General features: G+C 40.4%; 12 protein-coding genes. 5 read left to right on the forward strand and 7 right to left on the reverse strand.

The window, feature by feature from the left end:
• Positions 1 to 57: 57 nt before the first annotated feature.
• From WSC_RS0102920 to nudC, 4 genes are all read right to left on the reverse strand, one after another.
• Complete coding sequence (locus tag WSC_RS0102920) at positions 58 to 3,081, reverse strand: TonB-dependent receptor (protein WP_016954404.1); 3,024 nt, start codon at positions 3,079 to 3,081, stop codon at positions 58 to 60.
• A gap of 194 nt (positions 3,082 to 3,275) precedes the next feature.
• Positions 3,276 to 4,673 (reverse strand): SLC13 family permease, encoded by a 1,398-nt coding sequence (locus tag WSC_RS0102925; RefSeq protein ID WP_016954405.1) that lies wholly within the window; start codon positions 4,671 to 4,673, stop codon positions 3,276 to 3,278.
• A gap of 135 nt (positions 4,674 to 4,808) precedes the next feature.
• A complete protein-coding gene (gene hemE / locus WSC_RS0102930) occupies positions 4,809 to 5,876 on the reverse strand; it encodes a uroporphyrinogen decarboxylase (protein ID WP_016954406.1) in 1,068 nt (355 codons plus the stop codon).
• A 213-nt stretch (positions 5,877 to 6,089) separates the two neighbouring features.
• Entirely contained in the window at positions 6,090 to 6,917 is an 828-nt protein-coding gene (nudC, locus tag WSC_RS0102935) for an NAD(+) diphosphatase (protein WP_016954407.1), read from the reverse strand.
• Positions 6,918 to 7,081: 164 nt separating this feature from the next.
• Here nudC and WSC_RS0102940 point away from each other — a divergent pair, with 164 nt between their 5' ends.
• Positions 7,082 to 7,558 (forward strand): Rsd/AlgQ family anti-sigma factor, encoded by a 477-nt coding sequence (locus WSC_RS0102940; protein ID WP_016954408.1) that lies wholly within the window; start codon positions 7,082 to 7,084, stop codon positions 7,556 to 7,558.
• A gap of 242 nt (positions 7,559 to 7,800) precedes the next feature.
• Here WSC_RS0102940 and WSC_RS0102945 read toward each other — a convergent pair whose 3' ends face one another.
• Complete coding sequence (locus WSC_RS0102945; RefSeq protein ID WP_016954409.1) at positions 7,801 to 8,571, reverse strand: BamJ family beta-barrel-assembly machinery protein; 771 nt, start codon at positions 8,569 to 8,571, stop codon at positions 7,801 to 7,803.
• A gap of 242 nt (positions 8,572 to 8,813) precedes the next feature.
• On the opposite strand from WSC_RS0102945, the gene WSC_RS0102950 reads away from it, so the two are divergent.
• Complete coding sequence (locus WSC_RS0102950; protein ID WP_237716276.1) at positions 8,814 to 9,674, forward strand: WD40 repeat domain-containing protein; 861 nt, start codon at positions 8,814 to 8,816, stop codon at positions 9,672 to 9,674.
• Positions 9,671 to 9,886, forward strand: coding sequence for a SlyX family protein (locus WSC_RS0102955; RefSeq protein ID WP_016954411.1), 216 nt, complete (start codon positions 9,671 to 9,673; stop codon positions 9,884 to 9,886). The genes WSC_RS0102950 and WSC_RS0102955 overlap by 4 nt, the downstream gene beginning before the upstream one ends.
• Positions 9,887 to 9,966: 80 nt before the next feature.
• Here the strand turns inward: WSC_RS0102955 and WSC_RS0102960 are convergent, their stop codons facing one another.
• The gene (locus WSC_RS0102960; protein WP_016954412.1) at positions 9,967 to 10,179 is read right to left on the reverse strand and encodes a YheV family putative zinc ribbon protein; all 213 of its coding nucleotides are present in this window, start codon (positions 10,177 to 10,179) and stop codon (positions 9,967 to 9,969) included.
• A gap of 52 nt (positions 10,180 to 10,231) precedes the next feature.
• Between WSC_RS0102960 and WSC_RS0102965 the strand changes: the two genes are divergently transcribed.
• The gene (locus WSC_RS0102965) at positions 10,232 to 12,154 is read left to right on the forward strand and encodes an ABC transporter ATP-binding protein (RefSeq protein WP_016954413.1); all 1,923 of its coding nucleotides are present in this window, start codon (positions 10,232 to 10,234) and stop codon (positions 12,152 to 12,154) included.
• Between the two features lie 382 nt (positions 12,155 to 12,536).
• A complete protein-coding gene (locus WSC_RS23860) occupies positions 12,537 to 13,031 on the forward strand; it encodes a DUF2390 domain-containing protein (protein WP_016954414.1) in 495 nt (164 codons plus the stop codon).
• Here the strand turns inward: WSC_RS23860 and WSC_RS23865 are convergent.
• Complete coding sequence (locus tag WSC_RS23865; RefSeq protein ID WP_016954415.1) at positions 12,999 to 15,806, reverse strand: EAL domain-containing protein; 2,808 nt, start codon at positions 15,804 to 15,806, stop codon at positions 12,999 to 13,001. The genes WSC_RS23860 and WSC_RS23865 overlap by 33 nt on opposite strands.
• Positions 15,807 to 15,853: the final 47 nt, after the last annotated feature.

Consider the following 15,853-nt stretch of genomic DNA (forward strand, 5'->3'; position numbering starts at 1 on the left):
AAGATAAAACAAAGGCAGCTAACGCTGCCTTTATAGTTGGAACTACTTAAGTCTAACTTATAATGAACCGCGGATACCAAATAGGAATTGGCGACCGTTTACATAACTCTCGTACGGTAAATGTAATTGAGTATCTACCCAAGTATTTTTCTTCTCATTGGTTAAGTTGATAATTTCGAAAGATAACGACATATCATCATTTAACGCATACTTAGAAGAGAATTTCCATGTACCCACTTCATCAGCACCACGACCATAGTTACCTTCGTTATTACGCGCGGCAAACTCTTTGGCATAGGCTGTGCGGTAGTTGTAAGAAATACGTGCACCCCATACATCATCTTCGTAATATAAAGTTGCGTTAAAGGTATTTTTTGAGGTACCAACTGGTTCAACTTGTAATGTTTCTCCAGTAAATGGGTTTTCTTCATCTACTTTAAAATCAATATAAGTATAGTTGGCTAAAATACCTAAATTGTTGAATGGCTCAGGTAACATATTAAGCGGCTGTTGGTAAATAAACTCAGAACCCCACATACCTTCAGCAGGCATATTCATTAACTGAGTAATTTCCCATTGTTTATCCGCTGACCATCTATCAACATCACCACCAATTCTTGCAAACCAATCTTCAGATACAGTACTTTTGGCTGCTTGTTTGCTCAACAATGCAATGTCTTTATAAAACACAGTTGCAGCAAGCAAAGACTCTTGCGCAAAATACCACTCTAAACCTAAGTCATATTGAGTGGCCTTTTCTGGTTCCAAAGTTGGGCCAGCGCCTACAGTAATTTTACCATCACCACCGTCAGTGTCACCGTAGCTAATCGAAATAGTTGGGCGAAGCTCAGTTAATGACGGGCGAGAAATTGCTTTTGAAGCACTAAAACGAGCAACTAGGTCATCAGTTAAATCAACAGCTAAATTGAATGAAGGTAAAAACTCTTCACCTGTACTTACAGTTTCAGTCCATTGCACACCAGCAGAAGGATCATTTAACAAATAAGTTGTTGTGCTGTAAGTACCAGACTGAACTTTCCATGCTGTATTAGTATTGTCTAAATAACGTACACCAAAGTTACCGCGTACGTCCATACCACCTAAGCTCGTATTGAAGTCTAACTGAGCGTATACAGCATCAACTTCCTCTTTGATACGGTAAGCTTCAGCATAACGCTCGCGAGCTTCAAAATATGGCGCATCACCATAAGCAGCTAAAATTGAGTTGAAATCTGGGGCAAACCATGTTGCTTGAGTTAAGGTTGAAGTATTTGGTACTTGCGCTGAATTACCAAACTCTTCACCTAACTGGGCTAAACTAGAGCCATAACTAGAATCCACTCGGCTGATGCTAGTGTCTCGAATCAACCCTGTTTCAGCTGTCTGAGTTTTCGACGCATCGTTCGGATCGTACGCCCAACGCCAATTATTACGGCCATTGTGGAATTCTGTTTCAAAGCTACGGCTATTTAGACCCGCTTTGAGGGTTAAATTTTCATTGAGCTGCCACACAACATCAAGTTTGATACTAGTGTTTTCACTCTCAATGGATTCAACCTCTTGACGCACTAAGCCAACTTGATAGTTGTTTCCATCAGTCATTAAATTTTCTAAATCATTTTTACTATAACTACCTTTTGCGTGAGATGGAGCAAATGCAAAAGATGCCATATCGCTATTGAGTGAACCTTGGGCTAAACCATTTGGAGTTTCATTCAACAACGCAACTGGATCAACGTTAGAATCAAAGCTGTATGCCAAATAAGAATCTTCGGCATCTAATGCCAGGGTGCGTTTATAAGGCACGTCTAAATCGGATGTACCTTTACCAACTAACAATTTAACTTGTAGTTCATCACTAATAAACCACTCAGCGTTAAATGACAATTGGTTAAACGTAGAAGAATACTTGTCTTTACGTGATTCAGAGCGAATAGTTGCATCAGAGAAAGCACCCGCAACAATAACACCTCTGTCATCAACCACTAAATTTTCAGCGTATTGGCGTGCAGAGTCGCTCACGACACCACTACTGTTCGCATTGTCTCGGAATAAAACTTCGTATTGATACTCGTTAACGTCTGTATCTAATTTAGCATGCAAATAATCTAAAGTTAGTACTAGATTGTCCATTGGTGCGAATTGCAACGCACCGGTGGCACCTAAGCGTTTTTGTTGTTGACTGTAAATAGAATAACGAGGAATACGCGGCATCCATAAACCATCTAAATCCTCATTGTCGTATATGTCGTTCTCACTAATAATTGTACGTGGTACTGCCAATAAGTGATTGGTTCCACCCTCAGACACTAATGTGCCATTTGGATCATATTTCGGGTTTAGCTTAGTCCAACGAACTGTTGTAGTCCCTTCTGATTGCACTATACCTTCAGAATAAGCAAGTGAACCTAATACGCCGAATTTATTATCCCAATTCTTAGTTGCCATAAATGACATACGCGGAGTTGTTTCTGCAGCAATATCGTTGTATCTAGCATTAACGTTGTATGAAAATTTTGCATCTTGGTATTGGAAAGGACGTGCTGCCTGTAGGTTAACATTACCACCTATACCACCGTCTTCTAGTTCTGCTGAAGGGGTTTTATCTACATCTACTTGGGTAAATAATTCAGATGCAAAAATATTAAAATCAAACGCTCTGTCTTTGTTCGAACCACCTGCAGCATCCGAACCACCGCCGGCCGCAGCCGATTCCATGCCATTTATGGTTGTTTTAACAAAACGTGAACCTAAACCACGTAAAGAAATTTGACGGCCTTCACCACCATCTTCTTCAACTGAAATGCCCGGGACGCGAGCTAAAGAGTCAGCAATGTTCAAATCAGGGAACTTGCCTATATCTTCAGCTAAAATAACTTCTTTTGAACCGACTGTATCACGCTTGGCCATCAAAGCTGCGTTTAAGCTGCTTCTAAAACCTGTGACTTTGATTACTTCAGCTGCTTCTTCAGCAGCTGATTCACTATCTTGCGCATGTGCAAATGTACCGGTAGCTAAGCCACCAGCAACAAGCATGCTTAAATATACTTTTGATAATTTAAAGGTATTTTGGTAACTCATTGTGTATCTCGCCTGTATGAAAATTGACTCAAACGATACTGAGCAGTCTCTAACGACTTTCACGGTATGTTAATTTGCCACCGGTAGCATTTCTACAAAGTGAAATACAAAAATTTCGGTTTGGCGAGGCGATTAGATAGCAAGTGTGCCACCGGTGTCAACATTTTTTTAAACTAGTTAACAAATTATTTTTATTAGGTGAGTAAGGTTAACGAGAGCAAGCTAATAATCATGGCTAAAATCAAATTTAATACCAGACCTTCACGCATCATGGTTTTTATATCAAACTTGTCTGCACCATAAACAATTGCATTTGGCGCGGTAGCTACGGGCAACATAAAAGCACAACTAGCACTCATAGCAGCAGGGATCATCAGTAATTTAGGATCTATACCTGCAGCAACACCCGCGGCGGCCAACACTGGCATCAACAAGGTTGTTGTTGCTGTATTACTTGTCACCTCAGTGGTAAAAGTAACAGCCAAACAAATCATTAATATCATTAGATAAGTTGGCAATTGCGCTAGACCAGTTAGACCTTGCCCCATCAATTCACTTAAGCCACTTTGGCTAAAGGCTTTGGCGATACAAATACCACCGGCAAATAACAACAACATGCCCCAGGGAATTTGGTTAGCCGTGTTCCAATCTAATAAATAACTTTTTTCGCCTTGATGATTTGTACCTTGTATGCAAAACATCGCGGCAACACCCAATAATGCTATAGTGCTATCACCAACTGTATTGTTGCCAATTAAACCGCTCCAACCTCCAAAAGGTTCGCTGCGGAAGATCCACATAGCAGCGACAATGCAAAATATCCCCAGAACCCGCTTTTCAGCTTGGCTCCATTCACCAACTTTAGTTAAGGTTAACTCGACTTTTTTGTCTAAGCCACGAGACAACCACAGCGCCATTAACGGAATGGCAATCAATACTATGGGTACACCTATTTTCATCCAATCCAAAAAGCTGAATTCAGTAGAAAACTGCTGCTGATAAACTGCAGCAAAAATGACATTTGGCGGCGTGCCGATCAAAGTGCCCATACCCCCAACACTTGCGGCATAAGCAACCCCCAACAACAAAACAATGCCAAAACGCTGTGAATTACAACCTTCGGCCAAAGCCAGTACTAAAGGCAATAACATTAAAGTGGTAGCGGTATTACTTACCCACATACTTAAAATAGCTGCAGTTAGCATGATGCCAAAAAGAATTTTTCTAGGATTATCTGCGCCAAAAAGCTGGATAAGGTTAACCGCTAAACGCTTATGCACACCTGATTTTTCCATGCCTTTAGACAGCATAAAGGCGCCCATCAACAGCAAAATAACATGAGAGCCCAAAGACGATGCAGCCGTTTTATGATCTATCACCCCAAACAATGGAAACAATGCTATGGGTATCAGTGAAGTAGCCGGAATTGGCAGCGCTTCGGTTATCCACCACACAGCTGTTAATGTGGTTATGCCTATAGTGGCACATATTGTGAAGCTCAAATTAAAACTGACTGCAATGAGTACAGAAATCACGGCCAAGGCAGGCGCTAACAATAATAATTTGATGTTTGAGGTCGATTCCGTTTTCATTTGTCTAAGCCGCTGTTTCCTATCGGGAATTGTCTATAGCTTAATAGTTGTCACAAATGATTGGAAGGGAAAACATAAAGGTCGGCGCAGTCTTTACGACTACGCCGAAACAACCTTCAGAATTGAACCAGCAGTTTACTCTGAATGGTAAACAGGGCTTAGCTCAGTAACCGCTTTGATAAAGGCCTCAGCGTTTTCTGGTTTTACTTCAGGGGTAATACCATGGCCTAAATTAAATACGTGCCCAGTACCTTGGCCATAACTATCTAAAATCATTTGTACTTCTTGACGAATTGTTTGTGGTGATGCGTATAGCACAGATGGGTCCATATTACCTTGCAACGCAACTTTGTCACCAACACGACGACGCGCTTCACCAATATCGGTTGTCCAGTCTAAACCAATACCATCACAACCTGTGTCTGCGATCCATTCTAACCATTGACCGCCACCTTTAGTAAACAAGGTTACAGGAATACGATTATCACCTGAGCCTAAATTTAAGCCATCAACAATTTTTGCCATGTAATCAAGTGAAAACTCTCGGTAGTTACGCGGAGACAATACCCCACCCCAAGTATCAAAAATCATTAATGATTGTGCACCAGCGTCAATTTGCGCATTCAGGTATTCAGTAACAGATTCAGCCAATTTAGTTAATAACAAATGCAAAGCTTCTGGCGCTTCATAACCCATGCGTTTAACTTTTGAGAAAGTTTTACTGCTACCACCTTCAACCATATAAGTCGCAAGTGTCCATGGACTACCAGAAAAACCAATTAGCGGTACATCACCATTTAATGCGGTACGAATGGTTGAAACTGCGTCCATCACATATTTTAATGATTTATTTGGATCTGGCACAGGCAATGCCGCGATATCTGTTAAGTCATTTAGCTGTTTGGTAAAACGTGGACCTTCACCAGTTTCAAAATATAAGCCCATGCCCATAGCATCAGGAATAGTTAAAATATCTGAAAACAGAATTGCGGCATCAAGCGGATAACGGCGCAATGGCTGCAAAGTGACTTCACAAGCCAACTCTGGATTTTTACACAGCGACATAAAATCACCCGCTTGTGCTCTGGTCGCACGATATTCTGGTAAATAACGGCCTGCTTGGCGCATCATCCAAATTGGCGTGCGGTCTACCTTGCGTTTTAATAAAGCATCTAAGTATCTTCTGTTTTTAAGTTCAGCCATTGTTTTTCCCAACTCACGTTCAGTTAACACACGCCGTGGCGCAATATTTTAAATAAAAAGTTTCTTTTAGATAATTTTGTTGCATCAAAATTATACATTTGTTATAAATATGTCGCGCTAGTGAAGATAACAAGCAGAAGCTCGAATAATCGGGACCTCAAGCACTAACATTCAGCCTTACCTTTGTAAGGCTTTTTTGTTTTTACCAAACAATTATTGACCGCCAGACAAATAATTTTCAACTAACTGACCAATCATCTTACCTGCAATTGAATATTCACCGGGCGTTTCTGGTAAAGCATCCAAAGTATACCAAGCTGCTTCAGCAATTTCCTGCTCATCTATGCTAATTTCGCCAGATTGATGATCTGCCACAAAACCAACCATAATTTGATGCGGGAATGGCCAAGGTTGACTACCTACATAGCGAATATTGTTAACCTTAACGCCCACTTCTTCTTCAACTTCACGAGCGACAGCTTGCTCTAAAGTTTCACCTGGTTCAACAAATCCGGCTAAAATTGAAAACCGCCCTGAACGACTTTTTTTGCCGCGAGCTAACAATAGCTTGTCACCATCTAACACAGCCATTATCACGCATGGTGATAAACGCGGATAACATCTATGTCGGCAATGTTTACAATGCATCGCCAGTTCCCACGAAACAGCATACATGCGCTTGCCACAGCGGCCACAAAATTTATGCGTTGCCAAAAAATGTTGAAATTGAATCGCTTTAGCGGCTATTGAGAACAAGTGTTCTTCCAGCTGAGTTTGGGTGATCAACTCACGAAATTCAATAAACTCAGCAGGGTATTCAGCAGCCAGTACCACAGAGCCAGCGTTAACCATATAAACTGGATGTCCTGCATGTTCACCCACTTGCATTGCCGAATTTGCTTTGAAGTCAACAAACAACTCGTCTGCGCTGCCGTAAGGCAACCAAGGTGTTGATGCTTGCAACCAGAGTTCATCTTGTTGAACAACAACCCAATATGCAGCTGATGAAAAGTCATTTTTATTTGGGGTATTTATCAGCATATTCGCAACTCATCTATCATTGTTGTTTTTTGATATTTCATTTCTTTATATTTTGTTAAATTTTTAGCACTTTTTTAACTAATTTGCCTTTGCTGTATTGCATTTTTTTCTCTGATGTCGTTAGATATCAACTCAGGAAGTAAGCCAAAAGGTGATTATCATTTATGTTGACAGAATTGCAAAAAGCACAACAAAAATACGGTGGCGCTAATAAAATAATTGACAGCTGGTTAGAGGAACGCAGAGATTTATTAGTACGTTACTGTAAACTTGCTGGGTTGCCGCCATTTGAAGCGGAAAAAGGTCAATTACCTAGTCATGAAGAAGTTATTCAATTCTGCCAAGTTCTTGTAGACTACTTATCAGCAGGCCACTTTGAAGTATTCGATAATATTGTTTCACAGTGTAAAGTCAATGGTGGTGAAAGTTTAGAATTAGCCAAAACCTTATGGCCTAAGATAAATACGACGACAGATATCGCACTTAAGTTCGATGCAACTTATGCAGAACTAGATGAAAACGCAGACTGGGGTAGTTTTGATACAGACTTGTCTGATTTAGGCCAAGCATTAGAAGACAGATTTGATTTTGAAGATCAGCTAATCAATAACTTGTTTACTAAGCACTCAGAAGTTGCTTAAAGGCTAAATTAATCAAGTAAAAATAAAGCTCAAAACACACAGCAAGCACACAGGGATATTAAAAAAAGCGGACTAGTTAACTAGTCCGCTTTTTTATTTTTGGCTCAATTAATAAGGTTTGAGCATAATTATCACAAAAACGCTGTAAATATATCCCTATACGCTTCGCTTTTTCATCCCTGAAAAAGAGATTTTGCTCTAAATTATTGCTCCAACCTTCTTAAGAACCTCAAATGAAATTTTTAGCCTTCGATTGAGATTAACTCAACATCAAAGATTAAAGTTGAGAATGGAGGAATGCTACCCGTACCATTTTCACCGTAAGCTAGGTTGTAAGGAATGTAGAAACGGTATTTAGAACCAACATTCATCAACTGAACACCTTCAGTCCAACCTGGGATAACACGGTTAAGTGGGAATGAAGCTGGTTGACCACGGTCAACAGAGCTATCAAACTTAGTACCGTCGATTAAAGTACCAGTGTAGTGAACAGTTACAGTATCAGTTGCAGCTGGTTTTTCACCTTCACCTTCAGTTAATACTTCGTACTGTAAACCAGACTCAGTAGTTTGAATGCCGTCTTTTTTAGCGTTTTCAGCTAAGAAAGCTTCGCCTTGCTCTAAGAACTCTTTACCTTCGTCAGCACGCTTAGCAGCGTCTAATTCTTGGTGTTCTTTTTGTAATTCTTGTAATGCAGCTTGGATAGCCGCTTGATCTAATTCAGGGTTACCCGCTAAAGCGTCAGCAACACCTTTTTTAACCATTTCGATATCTAGCGTTAAACCAACACCATTGATTTGCTCAACAGTTGATTTTAATTGAGTACCAAAGTTTACACCCAAGCCATAAGCTTGTTTTTCTTTTAAAGTTTGCAAAGTTACTGCCTCTTTTGTTTGAGTTTGTTCAGTAGTTTTAGCTTGCGTATTTGCTGCCTTATCTGCTTCTGCGTCTTTACCACAACCAGCCAAAACCAAAGCCGCTGCCAATGCGCTCACAACTCCCAATTTTTGCATATATAACACTCCAAATTGACTATAGCCTTAATCCAATTTCACTTTAGCTAATAAAATTGCATTAAGATTTCAGCGAGAAAACCACTTATACTAATGATATCTGCGCGATTAACAATAAATAATCCATGAAATTAACAATAATTTATCATTTCATGCTTTTGTGTTTAGTTCAGCTATTGCTGGCTTGTTCTAAGCCACATGCCACAGCTGAAATAAGCTTCAATCATGCTCCACATGGTAGCGTGAATTCATATTTATCCGAAGATGGACAATATAGTGTCAGCATCAACCACGACAATACTGTGTATTTTTGGAACCTGAAAAAACAGACTTTGACCTATGTATGGCAACAAAGTTCACAGCTAAACGATCCAATTTATTTGGCCCATATAGCGAGCAACAACCACTACGTAGTCACCGCCGCATCTAGTGCGTTTGCACTTTGGGACGCTCACAGTGGCAAAAATTTAGGCTACTGGCAAGTAAAAGATGCAAAAATCCGCGATATCAAGGTGAATAACAGCGCGACTTCGATATTCATCGCCCAATCTGATGGAAAAGTAATCGTGTTTAACCCGCAGCAGCAATCTCGCCTTGAGTTTTATGGCCACAGTCACAGCGTTAATAGCTTAGATATTGATGACAACGGCGACTGGGTGTTATCAGTAGCAGATGATTATTCGGCTTTGTATTGGCAGGCACAAAGTGGTGAAGTGAGATATAGGTACACTATGCCCAGCCGCATTCACTTTGGCAAAATACTCAACGATGAATTGGCTTTTATAAGTACCACGACGGATCTGCAAATTGTTGATTTAACTTCAGGTACAGTCAAAACCCAGCTCACGGGATTAGACAAAACTTACACAAGTGCAGCGTATTTCTATGCCGAAAAAAGCTACTTGATTACAGGACACTCACAACAACAATTAATGTTGTGGAATGTGCAATCTGGAAAATTGATTAAAAGTTGGACAGCACAAGCAAAATCGTCACGCGCTTTTGATGGTGGTATGATCCAAAGCATTGCAATTGATTCACTACACCCATATATAGTTAGCCAAAGTTCGATAGGCCTTACTGAATACTGGAAAATACCATGACCGACCAATTAGAAAACCGCATTGATGATTTAGAAACCCAGTTGGCTTTTCAGGAAGATACTATTCAAGCACTTAACCAAGCTTTAGTCAGCCAACAAACTCAGATTAGTGAACTTGAACATACCTTGCGTTTGTTAGCGAAAAAATTAAAAGGCATGCAGCCAGACGCGGTCGCGTCTATGTCAGAAGAAACACCACCACCGCATTATTAGTGCAGTTAAACCGACCTAGGTTTGAAGCATAATTTTCTAAAAACGCTGTTCACCATCCTTGGTCGCTCTGGTAATCAAAGCTATTCAGGTTTAAATACGCCAATAACATCGTTTTGTTTAACTCCAGCTTTGGCGACTTGAGCTTCGGTTTGGCTTTGAGTGTGACCACAATCAACACATTCAATACGCTCAACACCGTTGTCAAAAAACAACAATAAACTATCTTGGGCCTTGCACTTTGGACAAACGGCACCTGCGATAAAACGCTTTTTAAATTTCTTATCCACTTTCAAAAATTCACTCACCTAGTATGATACGCGCATAGTTTACCAGTAGATTGTATGTATGATCACCCTTAATCAAATTTCATTGCAGCGCGGCCAAGCATTTTTATTAGAACAAGCTAGCGCAACCATTCACGCCGGCCAAAAAGTCGGTTTAGTTGGCAAGAACGGCTGTGGTAAATCCAGCTTGTTTGCTTTGTTTAATCAAGAGCTGCAAATTGATCAAGGTGATTTTTCGCTACCAACTAACTGGCAAATAGCCCATGTTAAACAAGAGACTCCTGCCCTGAGCAAAAGTGCAATTGATTATGTCATTGACGGTGATAGTGAATATCGCAATTTATGCGCACAAATTGAAAAAGCACAAAATGCCCAACAAGGTGAAAAGGTTGCTCAACTCTATACAGAAATGGAGCATATCGACGGCTATACCATTCATTCACGCGCTGGCCAATTACTCAATGGTTTAGGTTTTAACGACAAACAGCACGATTTACCTGTCAGTGATTTCTCCGGTGGTTGGCGTATGCGCTTAAACTTGGCGCAAGCTTTGATATGTCGTTCAAACCTATTATTACTCGATGAACCAACCAATCACTTAGATTTAGACGCGGTTATTTGGCTGGCGAAATTTTTAACTCAATACCCAGGCACTTTAATTGTTATCTCGCACGATCGCGACTTTTTAGACCAAGTTTGCAGCCATATCATTCATATTGAGAACAAAAAAACCTATACTTACACAGGTAACTACAGTGCGTTTGAGCGCCAACGAGCAGCTCAACTAGAGCAACAACAAGCTATGTTCGAGCGCCAACAACGTGAACGCGCGCATATGCAGTCGTTTATCGACCGCTTTAAAGCCAAAGCGAGTAAAGCGAAACAAGCACAATCGCGTATGAAAGCTCTAGCAAAAATGGAAGAAATCGCCCCAGCGCATGCTGATAGCCAATTTCATTTTGAGTTTTATCTGCCCGAGAAAAATCCAAACCCACTAATTAATCTAGACAAGGTAGTTGCAGGATATAGCGACAACATCATCCTAAATAAAATAGCGCTTAACTTAGTTCCGGGTAGTCGCATTGGTTTACTCGGTCGTAACGGTGCGGGTAAATCGACCTTAATAAAATTGTTGGCCAATGACTTAGACGCGCTCGCTGGTGATGTGCGCCGCAGTGCAGGATTAAATATCGGTTATTTTGCTCAGCACCAGTTAGAACAGTTAGATGACGAAGCATCCCCTTTATTACATTTACAACGCTTAGCACCTAAACACACAGACCAACAATTAAGAGATTATTTGGGTGGGTTTGGTTTTAATGGCGATCAAGCGACTAGCGCGGTAGCGCCCTTTTCTGGTGGTGAAAAAGCCCGTTTGGTGCTCGCTTTATTGGTGTGGCAAAAACCGAATTTATTATTACTCGATGAACCAACCAACCATTTAGATTTAGATATGCGTCATGCATTAACCGTTGCTTTGCAAGGTTACGAAGGTGCTATGGTCATAGTGTCGCATGATAGACATATTTTACGCAGCACCTGTGATGACTTTTACCTAGTAGCCAACGGCCAAGTTAGCCAATTTGACGGTGATTTAGATGATTACGAAACTTGGTTAGTTGAACAAAGCCGCCAAGCTAAATCAGCCGAAAAATCGGTTGATAAAGTAGAAAACAAAACCAACTCTGCGCAAAATCGCCAAGACAAAAAACGCCGCGAAGCTGAATTTAGACAACAAACGCGTCCTCTGCGTAAAAAGCTGGAGCAGGTCGAACAACAAGTCGATAAGCTACAAAGCGCGTTATCTGATATAGAAACGCAACTTGCTGACAATGATTTATATTTGGCTGAAAATAAAGACAAATTAACTAAATTGTTGGCCGAACAAGCTGAAATCAAACCTAAGTTACAACAAGTCGAAGAAACTTGGCTTGAATTGGAAGAGGAATTGGCTGAGTTGCAGGCGCAATTTGACGCTGAGTAAGAATTCGCGGCACAGTCGTAGGAAATTACGCACAACTCACCAAACGCTGTACACCATCCTTGGTCGCTCCGGAATTATGTCCCTATAATTCAAGGTTGGTTCGTTTGTACACAATTCCCATACTCAGACGGCTTCGGCGCCGCGACCAGAAAATATAGCAACTCCTTAGTTTACCGAAAGGCCATTCGAGAGCTAATTTTCTAAAACTTCAAAAGGTAGGATACCTTTTGGGAGCGGCCATGGATTGGCGAATAGCGTTTTTAGAAAATTATGCTTCGGGTGGTCTTGATTCCACCAAAACTTGCAGCGAATATACACAGTGCTGCAGCAATTCAACTTGAATAGATTCAAATCAGATTTCATCAAACAAAACAGGAAAAACATGACCAGCACCACCACAAACCCATATTGGCCAATAATCTGTGAGTTATACGCAAATAAACAAATACAGCAACAATGCTTAAGCTGGCAAGACAACTATGGTGCAAACGTAAACTGGCTATTGTTAGCAGCGGTTTTACAACAACAAAACCATAGCTATACACAAACGACACTCGAACAAACCAGTCGTCAACTTGAAGAGTTTAGCCAACAACACACGCAACTTATCCGTCGGTGTCGCTACAACTGGCGCAGCTTAGAGCAAAATCCAAACTACCAACAAATAAAACAACAATTGCTAAATACTGAATTAGTGTTCGAACAATTAGAACAACAACTGATATTAGATTCGCTTAATAGCGCAAACGAACAAGCAGAACAAATCCAACAAGACGAGATAAGCTCAGCCCCATTTGACTGGTTAGTTGAATATTACCAATTACCCAAACAACAAACGACTATATTAATGGCACAAATCAGCAGCTTGATGCTGTAAATCATGGACATGCAGCACAAGTTCTTCGGCGGGAATAGGACGGCTAAATAAAAACCCTTGGGCCACATCACATTCAAGTGATTTTAAAAAGCGCACTTGGTCTAGATTTTCGACACCTTCGGCGACAACTTTGTACCCTAGGTTTTTAGCCATAGCGATAACGGTACGAACTATAATCTCATCTTCCTGCTCTATACCTATATCTTGAATAAACGACCTGTCTATCTTAATAGTTTCAACTGGTAATCTTTTTAAATAAGCTAAAGACGAATAACCTGTGCCAAAATCATCAACAGAGAAATGCACCCCCAGCTGTTTCAGTTGCTGCATTAATACAAAAGCTTTTTCACCATCTTCCATCATGGTGTTTTCAGTTATTTCTAATTCTAAGCAGCTAGTAGATAATTTATGTTGAGCTAACGCAAGCTGTAAAGTTTCGACAAACTTTACATCTTTCAATTGTGTTGGAGACAAATTAACTGCAAGTTTGACCTGCTGCAATCCTTGTTGATACCAATAAGTGTAATCGGCTAACGCTTGCTCTATCACCCATTGGCCAACGGGCACAATTAATCCTGTATCTTCCAATAAAGGAATAAATTTATCGGGTAACAAAATGCCCATTTTAGGGTGACACCAGCGCAATAAAGCTTCGACGCCTAAGATATTGCCGGTTTGTAAACAAATTTTAGGCTGGTAATACAAAACAAACTCTTGCTGTTGGATCGCTCTGTGTAACTCAGATTCTAAGGTTAATCGCTCAAACGCATGCGCATTCATTTCCTGTCGATAGAACATATAAGTATTGCGCCCCGCTGCTTTGGCGCGATACATAGCGACATCGGCATTTTTTAGTAAAGCTTGGCTGTCTTTGCCATCTTGTGGATAAACCGCAATTCCAATACTCGTTGTGACAAACAACTCGCGATCTGCAAGTTTCACAGGCTGGTTTATCAACTGAATAATTTTTTCAGCTGTGTGCCGTATTGCATTTTCATCTTTACAGTCATTCAAAATAACCGCAAATTCATCACCACCCAAACGTGCAACCGTATCACTGCCACGTAAACCTTTTCTCAGCTTATTCGCGACCTGTTTTAACAGAACATCACCTATATCATGGCCTAAAGTGTCGTTAATACGTTTAAAATGGTCGATATCAAAAAATAATAACGCCATTTGTTGCCTATGACGTTTAGCATTTAACCAACCCGTTTTAAGTCTGTCGTTAAACAAAGCTCGATTTGGTAAACCAGTTAAAACATCGTGGAAAGCTAAGTGGCGCAAGTTGGCTTGAATTTCCATACGTTCGGTAATGTCTTTACCGGTTGAAACAAAATGGGTGATTTCACCTTGGTCGTTTTTTAGTGGCGTAATGGTTTTTTCTTCATAATAAATTTCACCATTTTTTTTGCGATTGGTCAGCACATCTCTATATGCCTGGCCTTTTAAAATGGTCGCCCACAAATTTTTAATAAATGACTTGTCATGTTGACCTGAGTTAAACACATCTGGCTTGTTGCCAATTAACTCAGCTTGGCTATAACCCGTGGTTAAAATGGTTGCCTGGTTGACATATTCAATCGTGCCTTGCCTGTTGGTGATTAGCACCATATCGGCACTCTGCTCTAATGCACTGGATAACTGATGCATTTTACTTTGTGCTTGTTTACGTGCACGAATATCTAATAATGATGCCCGTAATAAACTACGACCTTGCCATTGGATAGATACCAAACGTAATTCACAATCAATTAAAGTCCCTGATGCATGTTTTATTTTAATCTCGGCCATAGGTGCTAAACAAGAGTTGGCGAGCTGCAACAGACTATCAAATGCATGACCGTAACCAACTAATTTACCATCTTTTTCAGCCAATAAATCTTGAATCGAATAATCATAAATACTTTGACCTGTTAAACCAAAAATAGCTTGAGATTTAGAGTTAGCCTGGAGAATTTTTCCACTGTTAGGATCAAATAAAACAATGGCTTCTGGTGCGTTTTCTATTAAAGCTTGGTTGGTTAATTCGATTTGTTCTAAAGCTGTTTGCGCTTGGCGATATTGAGTAACGTTACGCAGTACACTCACTCTAACTGAATCGCCACGATACATCATGCGTTTGCAAGTCCATTCGATATTGAGTGCTTTTCCTGTTGTGGTTTGAATTTTTATTTCGAGTTTATTGATGCTTTCGCTTTGCATCGCTTGAATAACCAGCTGTTTAACTTCAGGCATACACATGGCAGTAAAATCACGTTGCATCAATTCAGAGCGACTACCTTCAAGCATGCGACAGCTCGCATCATTGAGCTCTATAATTCGCCCACCTTGATGAATAATAATGCCATCTAGCGTTACTTTGTCGAACAACTGCAGTTTTTCTTTTATCTCTGTCAGCTCTTGCAACATGGTTTGGCGCTGAGCATCGTCCACTATACCTGCGATTGCGCCTTTATAATTACCTGATTCATCAAAAACCGGCCAAGTAACCAACATGGTATATATGGCATAACCTTCTTTATGTTGGAAAATTGCTTCGTGCTGTTCTTCATAGCCTTGGCGGCGACGGGCTAAATTAACTTTAGCAGCTTCGACACCTTTAATATCCAAGAAGTTAAACAGGTGTTGATTGAGCATTTGCTCTACGCGATAACCAAGCATATTGGCCATACTTGGATTGACATATTGGGTAATGCAGCATTCGTCTATTACCCAAATACCATAGCGGGCGCTTTGCACTATTTTTTCAAAGAATGCATCTGTGTATTCCATGTGCGAAGACCTAACATTAGGAGGTGGGTGGTTATTTACGAATTTAT

This window comes from Catenovulum agarivorans YM01 (assembly GCF_000281085.1).
In the GTDB taxonomy this organism is placed as follows: Bacteria; Pseudomonadota; Gammaproteobacteria; order Enterobacterales; family Alteromonadaceae; genus Catenovulum; species Catenovulum agarivorans.

What these genes read in the sequence shown, in the direction of transcription:
- WSC_RS0102920 (WP_016954404.1), bottom strand. Translation starts at nt 3,081, where the DNA reads ATGAGTTACCAAAATACCTTTAAATTATCAAAAGTATATTTAAGCATG.
- WSC_RS0102925 (WP_016954405.1), bottom strand. Translation starts at nt 4,673, where the DNA reads ATGAAAACGGAATCGACCTCAAACATCAAATTATTATTGTTAGCGCCT.
- hemE (WP_016954406.1), bottom strand. Translation starts at nt 5,876, where the DNA reads ATGGCTGAACTTAAAAACAGAAGATACTTAGATGCTTTATTAAAACGC.
- nudC (WP_016954407.1), bottom strand. Translation starts at nt 6,917, where the DNA reads ATGCTGATAAATACCCCAAATAAAAATGACTTTTCATCAGCTGCATAT.
- WSC_RS0102940 (WP_016954408.1), top strand. Translation starts at nt 7,082, where the DNA reads ATGTTGACAGAATTGCAAAAAGCACAACAAAAATACGGTGGCGCTAAT.
- WSC_RS0102945 (WP_016954409.1), bottom strand. Translation starts at nt 8,571, where the DNA reads ATGCAAAAATTGGGAGTTGTGAGCGCATTGGCAGCGGCTTTGGTTTTG.
- WSC_RS0102955 (WP_016954411.1), top strand. Translation starts at nt 9,671, where the DNA reads ATGACCGACCAATTAGAAAACCGCATTGATGATTTAGAAACCCAGTTG.
- WSC_RS0102965 (WP_016954413.1), top strand. Translation starts at nt 10,232, where the DNA reads ATGATCACCCTTAATCAAATTTCATTGCAGCGCGGCCAAGCATTTTTA.
- WSC_RS23860 (WP_016954414.1), top strand. Translation starts at nt 12,537, where the DNA reads ATGACCAGCACCACCACAAACCCATATTGGCCAATAATCTGTGAGTTA.
- WSC_RS23865 (WP_016954415.1), bottom strand. Translation starts at nt 15,806, where the DNA reads ATGGAATACACAGATGCATTCTTTGAAAAAATAGTGCAAAGCGCCCGC.